This window comes from Paenibacillus sp. FSL M8-0212 (assembly GCF_038004645.1).
Taxonomy (GTDB): Bacteria; Bacillota; Bacilli; order Paenibacillales; family Paenibacillaceae; genus Paenibacillus.
Genome location: NZ_JBBORP010000001.1, coordinates 5,237,007 through 5,250,062 on the forward strand (window position 1 = coordinate 5,237,007; position 13,056 = coordinate 5,250,062).

Consider the following 13,056-nt stretch of genomic DNA (forward strand, 5'->3'; position numbering starts at 1 on the left):
CCTTATCATATAAGTTATAACTTTTATTTAAAAGTAATTCCGGTGGCCACCGATTTTATTGATAACGCTTTCTTTATAGTTGTAGACATTTATGCTAACCAATACAACAAGAAAAGGTGATAACGAGTGAAAAAATTGGCGTTTTTATTAAGTGCAGCCCTATTACTTACTTCTTTTCCAGCTACCTCTGCTTCTGTTTCGGCTGCGGTACCTGCACAGTTTACAGTCGATCTTGCGACGCAATATAGACCTGTAACGCATGTTGCTTCAGGTTCGTTGTATGGATTAGCCGAAGAAGGCAGACCCTCGGATCAATTGATTGGTCCTACGAAGCCAAAAATGTTTACGCAAATGGCTCCAAATGGGGGGCAATTGCCTAATGGAGAAACGACACCTATAGGTGATGCGTTAGAAGTAGCACCGATTGCTGAACGTAATGGCGCAACAGTGACCATTCGTATGCCTGATATTTATCCTAATTTTCCATATCAGTGGGTGGGCTGGGAGGATTGGTTTGAAAAAGTAGATCGTATCGTTGATGCAAGATTAAACTCAGGAGCCCAGAACATTTACGGTTATGAGTTATGGAATGAACCAGATGGAACATGGAACACCCAAGCAGCAGGATCATTTAATGAAGGTTGGAAAAAAACATATCTACGGATTAAAGAAAAAGATAAAAACACCAACATAATAGGTCCTAGTATCACCCAATATAATGAAAGCTGGCTTAGAGACTTCTTGACGTATGCCAGAGACAATGATGTGTTACCTGATATCATCTCTTGGCATGAATTAGGAGCACCGGAAGGGAATTATATTGATGGTCCAGCACCACAATATATTTCTAACCATATAGAGGCTTACCGTGCTATAGAAACTGAATTAGGGATTGCTCATTTGCCGATCAGTATTAATGAATATGGTGTTGTTGATGAGCAGGCCGTTCCAGGAAATATGATGCGATATATTGCTGAATTTGAGCGTTCGGATGTAGATACAGCGAATATAGCATTTTGGTTCCGACCAGGACGGTTAAGTAATCTGGTTACAGATACGGGATCACCTAATGGAGCATGGTGGATGTATAAATGGTATGGTGATATGTCTGGTCAGATGGCGATGACCACACCAGCCAATGTAGCCGCTTTGGATCTGGATGGTATTGCTAGTGTAGATGAGTCCAAGCAAGAAGTGAATGTTGTGTTTGGTGGAGGGAGTGGCAATCGCAATATCGTTGTCAAAGGATTTGAAGTGCTCCCCTATTTCTCTGGTAATGCTCATGTTACATTCGAAAGTACGCCTTGGTATGGAGTCGATACCGCAGTAGATCAAGCAACAACTGAATTTGAAGGCAATTTTACAATAGAGAATGGACAAATCTCTGTGCCTGTAAGCAAGCTCAGAGAATCCTACGCTTACCGACTGGTCATTACACCAGAAGAGCAGTCAACGATTAGCCGATATGAAGCAGAACATGCGACGATTCAGTCCGCCAATCTATTCAATAATGTGAGCGCTTCTAATGGAACATATGTAGGCCAAATAGATTACAATGATAGTTATGTTCAATTTGCAGTCGATGCTCCTGTTACAGGGGATTATCATGTAACTATTGGATATGCAAATGGAGGTGCAACTTCATCTACTCAGCAACTCACTGTAAATGAGCAAGATCCTGCAACACTTCAATATCCAACGACTAATGGTTGGTTGTCAGAAGGGAATAACGATACGATTCAGACCGATGTTTCTTTAAAAGCGGGTAGGAATATTCTGAAATTTACTAAGGGAACAACCGGTTACGCTGAGTTGGATTATATACAATTAAAACCCGCAGGTGACTTTAAAGTTAGAATTGAAGCAGAAGAGGCTAAAATAAACAAGGCTAAAGTAAGAGGTAGTTCATTTGCTTCTAATCGTCTTTTTGTTGGAAATATAGACCACCCAGATAGTTCGGTTACGTTCTCCGTATATGCTCCAGAAGCAGGTTCATATAACATGGAGATAGGCTATGGTAATGGCACCGCAGGTGATTCTACTCAAAATCTGTCGATAAATAATCAAGCGCCAACTGTAGTTACGTATTCAATAACGGGAGGCTGGATATCTGATTTACCGAATACAGGTACACGTAAAATAGTAACGGTTCCTGTAACGTTGCAGCAGGGAGATAATACAATTGTGATCAGCAAGGGTAACACGGGGTATGCAGAGCTGGATTATATTGAAATTAAATAGTCTGATATAACAGAAAAAACCTTGTTAGCGATATTCGATGAAGAATAAATGCTAACAAGGTTTTTATCTATCATAATGAATAAGGTTTATATGTAATTAAGGTTGTTATCTTTATTGTGATCATTCTTCTAACAGATGCTTCGGGATAGGGATATCAGGGTCTACAGTGACCGTATTAATATAGGTATTGGTATACGTATCACGGAACTGAGTAGGTGTCATACCTACATAATTTTTAAATAGTTTCATCAAATATTTCTCATCTCGAAAATGTAACTGATAGGCGATTTCTTTGATCGAAGAATTTGTAGTACACAACAGCTCTTTAACTAAGTTTAACTTCAGTGTATTGATGTAACGGATCGTACTTATCCCAAGATTTTTTTTGAATAAACGAGTGAGATGATCGGCGTTAAAACAAAAAGTATCTGCTACTTTTTGCACGGTAAGATCATGGTAAATATTTACTCGGATCCATTCCAAGATTTGCATAAATTTCTGATTATATTCTTTATGAAAAAGTTCATTATGAATAAGGGGCTGCAGATATTTATCCGTAAGTTCAATCATCAACTCCGTGACGAGATAATCTACTGCATAGGTACTGTAATACGAAGTGTTAGAAGTATCAAGAATCTGCTTCATCAATATAATCGGTTTATCCAGATAAGGCAGCGAAAAGAAATCTGGCAAACATACATATTGATTAATTTCATTCTTCTGCTCTGTGATAACGTTACCAAACAAACTATTCAAAAACTCGTCCCCAGATTCGGTTATGGTAGTATGTCGGGGGAAGAAATGTAACCAAAAAAAGCTGGCTCCAGCTTTAGAAGCAGCATATCCAAAGTATTCCACACCAGGCTTAATTAATAGCACATCCCCGTGCTTAATTTCATACTGCGTATCACCAACCTGAAGAAATACCGAATCCTTCAAGCCAATAATGAGTTCATAATCTTTCTCAAGCTTCCTTTTTTTGTGTTTCCAGTCTGCATCACTTACAAATTGTCCGCATTTAAAATAAGCAAGAGGTCGCTCAATACTTATTTTTGATATCGGTTTCATTAGCATATCTAATCACTCCTTATCGAAATGTCAGTTTTGGATATCAAAAGTCGGATTTGTACACAATAAGAAGTTAAAATATATTCATAGATTACTCGAATGGTATTATAGCTCAATTTTAAACGTCTACAACTGATTTTGTAAATCTATTATTTAGTCGGAAATGGATACCTTTCCTACGAAATCTTAAGTTTATCTTGAGATCGTAAGCGCTTACTATTAGATAAGAAAACGCAGTTGCATTTACATTTTGATTTGAACTTGGAGGTTATATTATGCAAACAACGCCCCAATCTTTGCCAGAGCACCCTTCAACTCTTCTGTCGGAGAAAGTACCTTTTCATCGCAGAATAAGTTATGCGCTCACAGATACAGGAGGAAATTTGTTATACAGCATCATAGGTGCTTACCTGCTTTATTTTTATACAGATGTGTTTGGTTTATCTGTTGGGGTAGCAGGGGCATTATTATTGATCACCAGATTAGTCGATGCGGTCGATGCTCCACTTTGGGGAATCATTGTAGATCATACTCGAACTAAATATGGGCAAAGTCGACCTTACTTTTTATGGTTATGTTTCCCATTTGCTGTGTTTACCGTCTTGACGTTTACAACGCCCGATCTGGACGGGACATGGAAAATCGTATATGCCAGTGTAACGTATATTCTGGCAGGGATTGCTTATACGGGGATTTCTACACCCATCACTTCTATTTTACCGAATCTGAGTAGAAATCCGGATGAACGAGTTGTGCTTAATTCATTTCGTATGGTCGGTGGAAATATAGGTAACTTTGCAGCAGTAACATTTACTTTACCGTTGGTTGCCTTTTTAGGGGCAGGCAATGATCAAAAAGGATTCTTTTGGACCGTTTGTTTATTCGGTGTTGTTTCTATCATTATGTTTTTGATTGCTTTTGCTGATTTAAAAGAAATCAATACGGAGAAAATCAAAACCATCCCTTTCAAATCAAGCTTCAAAGCGATCAAAGGAAATTGGCCCTGGGTTATTCTAGTTATAGCTAATCTAATATTCTGGATCGCATTAACGATACGTACATCAACGCTAGTTTATTATTTTGAATATAATATAGGACACAAAAATCTAGTACCACTAATCAATGGCATTTCTGTTATTCAAGTTTTAGGCATGATCCTTATTCCGTTTATTGTGAAGGTCTCCAATAAATATTCCACAATGATATTGGGTTTTGTGCTGGCGGCGTGTGGACAAGTTGTTCTCTTTTTTGCAGGAGAGCATATTGGAATTTTAATTGTAGGCTGGATTATCGCCTGTATTGGATCAGGTATTGCTTGTTCTATGCCTTTTGCGATGTTGTCAGATACGGTAGATTACGGAGAATGGAAATCAGGTCTACGTGCAAGTGGTATGTTGACAGCGATTGGTAGTGCTTTTTGTATCAAAGCTGGATCAGGATTAGGTGGATTCATCCCTACACAATTTATGTCGGCTTTTGGTTACGTGCCTAATGTAGCACAGAGTGCCCAGTCGTTAGCAGGTATCCAGTTTGTATTTATCTGGCTGCCCGCAATCGTATTTGCACTAGGCATTATCCCGATGTTATTTTATCGACGCTTTGAACGTAACGAGAGTTATATTCGCAAACAATTGTTAATCAAAGAAAATTAAGCTACAGATTAAACCCTATTTTCATGCTGCGTAACAAGTTGTACACGATGAGAGGAGATATACGATGTCACTACAATTAAAATCATTAAATATTACAGATCCATTCTGGTCTAATTATCGTGAACTGGTGCGTACGGAAATGATTCCTTATCAGTGGAATGTATTGAATGATACTGCCAATATAACGATCGAAAAAGAAAGAAATGACGATACCATTCCTTCTGAAAAGAGTCATGCCATCGAAAATTTCAAAATCGCTGCCGGTTTGAAGCAGGGGAATCATTATGGCTGGGTGTTTCAGGATAGTGATGTATACAAATGGCTTGAAGCGGTTGCTTATTCGTTATCGATTCAATACGACCCCGATCTAAAAGAGTTAGCCGATGGCGTGATCGATCTTATTGCTTTGGCACAGGAGGAGGATGGTTATCTAAATACGTATTTCACAATTGAAGAACCCGAGCGCAGATTCAAACAGCTTGCTGAAAGTCATGAATTGTATTGTGCAGGTCACTTTATTGAAGCTGCCGTGGCTTATTATGAATCGACTCAAAGTGAAAAAGCACTAACCATTGCTTGTCGATTGGCGGATTGTATCGATAACCATTTTGGTAAAGGCGAGCACCAAATTCAGGGGTACGATGGTCATGAAGAGATTGAACTTGCATTAACGAAGTTATACAGCTCAACCGGGGAGCAACGTTATCTGAAACTAAGCCGGTATTTTCTATATGAGCGTGGAACGGATCTGACCTTTTTTGCCAGACAAAAAACAGAAGATGCAGGAACCAAACCTGTGGTTGAAGGCATGAGCCACCGCCAGCTCCAATATTATCAGGCACACCAGCCCGTCTTGGAGCAAGAGACCGCCGAAGGGCATGCGGTAAGACTTGTTTACTTGTGTGCAGCGATGGCTGATGCAGCAAGGCTTGCAGAAGATACTCCCATGTTAGAAGCGTGCCGTCGTCTTTGGGCCAATATAGTCAATAAACGCATGTATATTACCGGAGGTATTGGCTCAACAGTAGATGGAGAAGCCTTTACCCAGGATTACGATCTTCCTAACGATACGATGTATTGCGAAACATGTGCTTCGATTGGACTTATCTTTTTTGCCTTTAATATGCTGAAAAATGAAGCACGGGCTGAATATGCCGATGTATTGGAACGAGCCTTGTACAACACCGCGATTGCTGGAATGGCGCTCGATGGCAAGCACTTCTTTTATGTGAATCCGCTAGAGGTAGATCCGGGTAGCAGCCGGAATGATCCTGGCAAAAGTCATGTGAAAGTAACACGACCAGATTGGTTTGGCTGTGCTTGTTGCCCACCTAATCTGGCCCGATTATTAACCTCACTTCATAAATATGTATACACGGCTGGGCCGGAGCAAAATACGATATATACCCACTTGTTCATTACAAGTACCGCAAAACTGGAGATGGATGAACATAAGGTACAGATTGAGCAAACATCGGACTTACCTTGGGGAGGTCATATCTCAATGGTGACTCGGACGGAACAGCCAACAACTTTTAATTTGGCTATCAGAGTGCCATACTGGGCAGAACGGTACACCTTATTGTTGAATGGTCATCCGATTCAGGCGGAAATGAACAACGGATATATTCATATTAATCGTATGTGGGAAAATGATGACACCATTGAATTTGTTCTACCGATGGAGATCAAAGAATATGCAGCCCATCCGCTTGTACGAGCTGATATTGGCAAAGTAGCGATAGGTCGTGGACCTTTGATCTATTGTGTAGAAGAAGCAGACAACGGAAATCATCTTCACTTAGTTCGTTTAAATGTTAAGCAAGATTATGAGTACACCTTCAATCCTGAATTATTAGGTGGAATAGGTTCAATCCATGCAGAAGTTGAAAAAAGAAATATTGAGCCGGAATGGGAAAACGTACTGTATGCGTCTCGGGCACCTGAAACCTATACACCTACACAACTGCGTTTTATTCCTTATTATTGCTGGGCAAATCGACATTCTGGTGAAATGCGTGTATGGCTTACCAAAGCATAATTAAACCTGTAAGGGAGAATGTACAATGAAATCCAAAATGAAAATTGATCCGGAAAAGTTTGCTTATGCTGTGATTTCAGATTATTCGTCGAATCAAGACAATGCAGAAGCTATTGCTAAAGATCATTTGGGTTTATTTCTAAATGCGTATATTGTCGTAGAAAAATTTAATGAATTAGAATCGCAGCTGGTCGAAAAGGCTGAACTGAAAGACTTCAAAGCGTTGTTAGCCAAACTTATGGAAGCAAAACTGTTCTAGCTGGTACCACAATGCGTGTAAACGGAAAAAGAAGATGCCTCATCCGCCTTTAACATGGCAGGGGACATCTTCTTTTTGTTGGTGGTTTAATTTACGATGTGTAATTTCGTCCCAAGCCAAGCTCCGTTAATAATTGACGATAAGCAATGGAAGTACGGTCTGCGGGAATATGGGCCTCGGCATGCAGATCAAGGGGGAGATCCTCCGGTTTCTGTGACTCGACCATCTCACGGTCTTCTTCAAAGACCTGCAAGTTAAACTTGATTGTGTCTTCAATCGGAGCGTCTTTGTCAAAGTTGCGTGTGATTGGACAGAATAAACGTGTATAACGGGCAGAGATTGGCGAAGCACAATTCAGAATATTCAGCTTGTCGTCTCCTGGGAAATGTACCGTAAGAGAAGCCGCAAAAGGTGGGAACACTCGAAACTCGCGCAGCCATTGGAAACCTTCAGGTGCAACAAGATCCTGCCCCTTGCCATAGTTACTCACCGTACTCCAATACTCGGCCAGTAACTCATTACCTTCGCGTTTCACTTTGTATTGGGGGACTTCGGTGTTGTTTCGGTCACCAAACGTTTCGGTATGCACATAGGCAAAATGGGATACATCCAGGAAACCCTCCATTTGTCGTCCAGAGGAACCAGCAATGTCAAAGTTGGGTGGCAAAATATTGATATAATCCGGATCATCCCATCCAGGGAAGGAGGGGATCTGTTCTTCTGTTCCCGCCAAAGTGGTCCATATTAAGCCATAACGTTCGACTGCCGGATACACGATAAGTTTGAGCTTAGGCGAGATCTTGGAACTTGGGTGCGCAGGAACTACGGTACATTTGCCTTCGCAATTATAACGAAAACCGTGATAAGGGCAGACAATCTCGCCATTTTCTACCCAGCCTTTGCTAAGCGGGGCCCCGCGGTGAAAACAAAGATCTTTGGCTACGACAACCTGATCATTACTGCGATAGAGAACCAGCTTCACATCGAGTAATTGAGCAGCAAGTGGTTTGTCTGTTACTTCGGTTGCTTGGGCTACCGGATACCAATATTGGGATAATACATGCCAGTCTTCAGCGGTGAACGTACACCCTCTAGGCAATTCGGAAGTTATTGTATGGTTTGCGTTGGAAATTATCATAGGAAACACTCCTTGCTGATATGGATAAACGATTCTCTTTTTAATGTCAGAAAAGTTAACTTGATTAGCCGTATGTTACTACTATTTTGGTCAAAGTATCAATATATCCAACCTACTTTTGGTTGAAAACACAAACACTACAGCAAAAACCGTACATGAATACGGAAAAACGCTTATTTTTCTTACGTTAGATGTTAATTGTAAAAAGAGAACAACCTTTCAGTATGTTTTTCCATTATTGATTATTAACTCCATGGATATTGTCCTGCCATCAGAATCTCAGTGTGAATAATCGTTAGTTGAGCTGCCATCCTTGTAGGCATAAAAAGATTTTCGCAAAGAATGTCACAGATCCCGGCCGTCGTTTGTCTTCAGTATGTAAACCAAATGACGGAGGCGAATGAGAAATGAATTTAAGAACGAATTACAGAGCAGTGAGTCCAGGCGCTTTTAAAGCGATGATGGCGATGGAGCAATATATATCCGGGCAATTTGAGGATAAAGTGTTATACGAGTTATTGAAAATCCGCGTGTCCCAGATCAATGGCTGCGCCTTTTGTCTCGATATGCATGCCAAAGATCTGATGAAACTGGGAGATTACGCGGATCATATTTTATTACTGAGTGTGTGGCGTGAAGTGGCTTTCTTCACGGATCAAGAACGTGTTATGCTGGAGCTGGCTGAAGCGGTGACCCGAATCTCGGAACACGGTGTACCCCTTGTGTTGTACGATAAGGTTCGTGAACATTTCAGTGAATCCGAACTGGTGGATCTGATCCTGGCCATTAACACGATTAATAACTGGAACCGGATTGCGATCACAACTGGGATGTATCCGGGTTGCTTTAACTAAAAATACACGCACCATGCCAGAGGAGGCTTCTTATGAATTCTAATTTCCACGCCAATGAACCAGAAGTGTCTTCTCTGGATGTTGGTGAGTTGTATATTCGTTATAAAAAATATGCATTCTCGATAGCTTACCGCATGCTGGGCAGTGTGGTAGAAGCTGAAGATATTGTGCAGGATTGTTTTGCGGGGATTCAGAGCATGTCTCCTCAGGATATTCGTAATCCGAAGTCCTACATCGCCAGACTGATTGTGAACCGAAGCTTGAACCTGCTAAATTCTGCCCGTAATCAGCGGGAAAGTTATGTTGGTGACTGGCTGCCAGAGCCGATGGGTGACAGAGAAGTGGGGAACATGCCAGAGGAAACGATGCAGAAGAAAGAGATGATCTCCTACGCCTATCTGGTCATGTTGGAGCGTCTATCGCCCATGGAACGGGCTGTTTTTGTACTTCGTGAAGCGTTCCGATATGATTATTCCGAAATAGCGGATTGGCTGGGCAAAACGGAGAGTAACTGCCGTCAAATCTTTAGCCGCGCTAGACGAAATCTGCCCGAAAAACTTCCGCCGATCGAGCAGAGTGATGCGGATATGATAGCCAAAGGTGAATTGCTGAGCCGTTTTACAGCGGCTTTCCTTCGTTATGATGTCGCTGCCATGCTGGAGTTACTGGCGGATCAGCCTGTATTTACAGCAGATGGCGGTGGCGTTGTGCATACGGTTATGAGAACAATGAACGTTCACAAAGGTGTGCTTGCACTCCTGACCTCACGGCGAGTCCTTACGCGATTGCGTGAAAGAGAATGGGTGCCCATGTGGATCAATGGTGAGCTTCAACTTGCGTTGATGAAAGAAGGGCAATTGTCCGAAGTACTCTGTTTGGAGTTGGACGCTTCTGGAGAGCGGATTGAGGGCGTGTATCTCGTCGTAAATCCGAACAAACTTACATCAATAGACACTTCAATTCTTTGATCCAAACGTAAGGACTTGATATGTAAACTTCAAAGCGGCACCCTCTGTCACGAGGATTGCCGCTTTTTTTTGCATTCACATTTTGTTATTCAGCATCCAATTACTCCGGGGCAAATTGTTGTTGAACAGTTTCGATGATTGCTCTGATTTCAGGTGTAAGCTCATCATTGTTCTGATTGAGGACCAGCAAAATCTTTTCCATAGTGTCCAGAATAACACTCTCCGTATTGGGCCCCCGCTTAGCCAAAGCTTTCTCGTAAGCCTTTTTTACCTCAGGGTCTATGGTGCGGATTTCTTCGTCGTCCGTGTACCAATCATATGCAGGCGTGTTGTCACTTCCGTAAAACAGGTAATCCACAGATATCCACTGCTTCACTGCTGATGTACGATTGGAATTCGGGAAGTTGTTCAAAAAGGCTTCTTTCTCCAATATACGCTGAATTAAATCATTCCAGGAGATGATAATGCCACCATCTGAAGTTGTCATCTGATTGGACTCGGTAGCCATAATATCAATGTACGCAGCAATATCAGCCTTAACAAAAGGTTTGAACTTTTGATATATCTCATAATTGATGATGGGATAATACAAGCCTTCACTGGTTTCCAGTTTGAACCCGAGATCAGAAGCTTCCTGCAGAAGTTTCTTCACTGCCGGATCTTTAATTTCTTTGAGCAGACGACTATATGTAAGCTTCTGTTCGTAACCAAGTTGTTCATGGGCTTGAGATATGGCCTGTTGAAACGGTTCCGTATACATTTGGTGATCCATATCAGCCAGCTTCACGTTCTGCATATTTTCTAATTGCAGCGTCATTAATGTTGCCTGCCAAGGACCGACTTTGTCGATATGATTCATCAGGTATTTACGTGCTTTAATCAGACTTTCTGTGGACTTCACTGCTTCTGTTCGATAGGTTTGGAATTGATGATACACCGCTTTGGAAGCGGGAACAGGTGCAGCCAGTGTTGTTGAAGGTGTGATTGTTGCGCCAATGGCAGTACAGCCGAGAGCCATAGCCAGTAAACCAAGTTTAGCAGGTTGCTTCCATCTCATTTGTATACCTCCCCATAATGAAGAAAAAGCCATTTGAATTCTCGTATAGCGGCATTTTACCGTATTGTATATGTATGATCCGTAAGTTGAATATGTACGGGTTTGTCTTTGATTAAACCAGTTTCTGGTAACCGAATCAAGAGTCTTCAGCAGGAATATGATTACAAATAATTAAAGAACAGCCCCTAAAACCCGAAAGGGTTAAAGAGACTGTTCTAGGCATTCGGACTTATTTTCTAATTAATGAAGTGGTTTATTGCTGATAGGCATCTGAGGTGCTCCGGTTGCTGGAATGTATGCCTGAAGCATCTGTTGTGTATCACTTGGAGTGAGCTGAGGTACTTGATAATAGGCGTTTTTATTCTGGAACATGAAAATTTCATAGGCCATCTCGATAAAATGCTGGATCTGCGAAGCGATGACTCGGCGAACCGTTCCATTGGTGATCTCGCTGCAGGACATACCGAGCAGACTCGCATGTGACTTGATCAGTCCCAGCATATGACCGCTAATCCCGGCATCCTTTACATCAGCCAAGCTCTGGTTTGGCTTTTTCGGTGCTGATGGCTTAAGGCCATATACCGGTGGTACGATGTTGGGGATCATGTAGGTTGCTGTCTCTTGATGAGGCTTTTGTCCGGATGCAAAACACTCTGCTGTCAGATTGTATTGGGATAAAATGAAGTTATACTGCCGATCCAGAATGCCAATCAGTTCCTGGCTCTGCACAAATGTACGAAAGATCATATATTGATCCAGCACGTTAATGGTGGAGGACAGAATCTCATGCACATCGAACATCTCATGACCACCATGATTCATCTTAGGACTGATATTTGGATTGGTGTTCAATGTGGGTTGTACTGCATTCTGAGGGTTCATGAAATTTGGATTCATTGTAAATTTGATTCTCCTTTGGTAAATGGTATGATTCTATATAAGTTGAACGAAAAAATATTTACACTTGCCACTCCGATGACAGAACAACCTTCCGATCGCTGTTATCCCCAGATTTTTAATTCCATTTTACAAAGGTGAAAATTCGGTGATAAGGTTATGCTTCCGAAGTAGCTTTCTTGTAGAAAGCTTTTAGCGAACGCTTCGCTTCTGTAGTTTGTTTCTGTCCTCTGCGTTCTCGTGCAAATGTATAGTTCAACTTCTATAGTATGCTTGGAGAGTAGTAAATTTATGTAATGTTAGCAGTATACGCACAAATAGGAACAGGTATGGTGGTGGTTAAGATGGAGGAGACCGATTGGAGTGTAGCAAAAGATTTGTTCGTCAAACATTACGGGAGCGCTATACAGATGCATCGAGAAGGTGTATATGCCGACTATAAGCGCTGGGATGTACCCCAAGAGTTAGAAGAACAATGGATAGGAGAGCGAATTCAACAATTAAGTTCCGAGCTGTCTATTATGAATTGGGATGCGGTGGATGAACTTGCGTTGATTGCCAAACATCGGACAGAACCCAGTATTATTACGACTATTACAGCATTTGCATCGAGACAATTGAAGAGTGCGGACAGTATGGTTCGTCTCATGTATGCTGAACGTCTGATTGAGCTGATTAAACGGTATGAATCCTCTCTGCCGATGGACAAGATACGGGAAACCTATCAATTGACGATGGACTTGCTGGTTGATGTGGCGACAAAACCGTTGGTGCTTGATCCAGGTCATGAATTACAGCAGTATGGATTAAAGGATAAACGTGGATTGAATTTGCGCGTGGAAAAGAATAAGGAAGAAATCATCCGATATTTTCAAAATTAA

11 protein-coding genes are annotated in these 13,056 nt (G+C 41.5%); 7 read left to right on the forward strand and 4 right to left on the reverse strand.

Features of this window, described 5'->3' with window-relative positions; all coding sequences use genetic code 11:
* Positions 1-126 precede the first annotated feature (126 nt).
* Positions 127-2,241 (forward strand): CBM35 domain-containing protein, encoded by a 2,115-nt coding sequence (locus MKX68_RS23175; RefSeq protein WP_340914183.1) that lies wholly within the window; start codon positions 127-129, stop codon positions 2,239-2,241.
* A 120-nt stretch (positions 2,242-2,361) separates the two neighbouring features.
* Here MKX68_RS23175 and MKX68_RS23180 read toward each other — a convergent pair whose 3' ends face one another.
* Complete coding sequence (locus MKX68_RS23180; RefSeq protein ID WP_340914184.1) at positions 2,362-3,315, reverse strand: AraC family transcriptional regulator; 954 nt, start codon at positions 3,313-3,315, stop codon at positions 2,362-2,364.
* 269 nt (positions 3,316-3,584) lie between these two features.
* Between MKX68_RS23180 and MKX68_RS23185 the strand changes: the two genes are divergently transcribed.
* The 3 genes from MKX68_RS23185 (at position 3,585) to MKX68_RS23195 (ending at position 7,261) form a co-directional block, all read left to right on the forward strand.
* Positions 3,585-4,961 (forward strand): MFS transporter, encoded by a 1,377-nt coding sequence (locus MKX68_RS23185; RefSeq protein ID WP_340914185.1) that lies wholly within the window; start codon positions 3,585-3,587, stop codon positions 4,959-4,961.
* A 64-nt stretch (positions 4,962-5,025) separates the two neighbouring features.
* On the forward strand, positions 5,026-7,002 hold the full coding sequence (locus MKX68_RS23190) for a glycoside hydrolase family 127 protein (protein WP_340914186.1): 1,977 nt from the start codon (positions 5,026-5,028) through the stop codon (positions 7,000-7,002).
* Positions 7,003-7,027: 25 nt separating this feature from the next.
* Positions 7,028-7,261 carry a hypothetical protein gene (locus tag MKX68_RS23195; RefSeq protein ID WP_338587447.1) on the forward strand — a complete coding sequence of 78 codons (234 nt, stop codon included), beginning with the start codon at positions 7,028-7,030 and terminating at the stop codon, positions 7,259-7,261.
* 91 nt (positions 7,262-7,352) lie between these two features.
* Here MKX68_RS23195 and MKX68_RS23200 read toward each other — a convergent pair whose 3' ends face one another.
* Positions 7,353-8,399: an aromatic ring-hydroxylating dioxygenase subunit alpha gene (locus MKX68_RS23200; RefSeq protein ID WP_340914187.1), complete on the reverse strand. Its 1,047-nt coding sequence runs from the start codon at positions 8,397-8,399 to the stop codon at positions 7,353-7,355.
* Positions 8,400-8,806: 407 nt separating this feature from the next.
* On the opposite strand from MKX68_RS23200, the gene MKX68_RS23205 reads away from it, so the two are divergent.
* Together MKX68_RS23205 and MKX68_RS23210 are read left to right on the forward strand one after the other, a co-directional pair.
* Positions 8,807-9,253 carry a carboxymuconolactone decarboxylase family protein gene (locus MKX68_RS23205; protein ID WP_340914188.1) on the forward strand — a complete coding sequence of 149 codons (447 nt, stop codon included), beginning with the start codon at positions 8,807-8,809 and terminating at the stop codon, positions 9,251-9,253.
* Positions 9,254-9,285: 32 nt separating this feature from the next.
* On the forward strand, positions 9,286-10,221 hold the full coding sequence (locus tag MKX68_RS23210; RefSeq protein WP_340914189.1) for a sigma-70 family RNA polymerase sigma factor: 936 nt from the start codon (positions 9,286-9,288) through the stop codon (positions 10,219-10,221).
* 100 nt (positions 10,222-10,321) lie between these two features.
* Here the strand turns inward: MKX68_RS23210 and MKX68_RS23215 are convergent, their stop codons facing one another.
* Positions 10,322-11,278 carry a hypothetical protein gene (locus MKX68_RS23215; protein ID WP_339783113.1) on the reverse strand — a complete coding sequence of 319 codons (957 nt, stop codon included), beginning with the start codon at positions 11,276-11,278 and terminating at the stop codon, positions 10,322-10,324.
* Positions 11,279-11,518: 240 nt separating this feature from the next.
* On the reverse strand, positions 11,519-12,160 hold the full coding sequence (locus MKX68_RS23220) for a spore coat protein (RefSeq protein WP_340915482.1): 642 nt from the start codon (positions 12,158-12,160) through the stop codon (positions 11,519-11,521).
* A gap of 311 nt (positions 12,161-12,471) precedes the next feature.
* Here MKX68_RS23220 and MKX68_RS23225 point away from each other — a divergent pair, with 311 nt between their 5' ends.
* Positions 12,472-13,056: a hypothetical protein gene (locus tag MKX68_RS23225; protein ID WP_340914190.1), complete on the forward strand. Its 585-nt coding sequence runs from the start codon at positions 12,472-12,474 to the stop codon at positions 13,054-13,056.